Source organism: Ferrimonas aestuarii, from assembly GCF_005116665.1.
Taxonomy (GTDB): domain Bacteria; phylum Pseudomonadota; class Gammaproteobacteria; order Enterobacterales; family Shewanellaceae; genus Ferrimonas; species Ferrimonas aestuarii.
The window spans coordinates 1-255 of the sequence record NZ_SWCJ01000059.1 but is presented as its reverse complement, the minus strand read 5'-3'; the positions used below and the strand labels follow the sequence as shown (position 1 = coordinate 255).

The 255-nt window shown below is 52.2% G+C and carries 1 rRNA gene; it reads right to left on the bottom strand.

Features of this window, described 5'->3' with window-relative positions:
- Positions 1-76: 76 nt before the first annotated feature.
- Positions 77-191: ribosomal RNA gene (gene rrf, locus FCL42_RS21615) — 5S ribosomal RNA — on the bottom strand.
- Between the last annotated feature and the right edge of the window lie 64 nt (positions 192-255).

Genomic DNA, 255 nt, shown 5'->3' with positions numbered 1-255 from the left:
GGGACTCGAACCCGCGACCCCCGGCGTGACAGGCCGGTATTCTAACCAACTGAACTACCACTCCACCGAAATTGGCGTCTGACGATGACCTACTCTCACATGGGAACTCCCACACTACCATCGGCGCGACTGCGTTTCACTTCTGAGTTCGGCATGGGATCAGGTGGGACCACAGCGCTATGGTCGTCAGACAAATTCTTTTAACTCGCTAATCAAGCAAGTTAATCAATTTGGTCAAGCTGCTTTCTCGCTTTT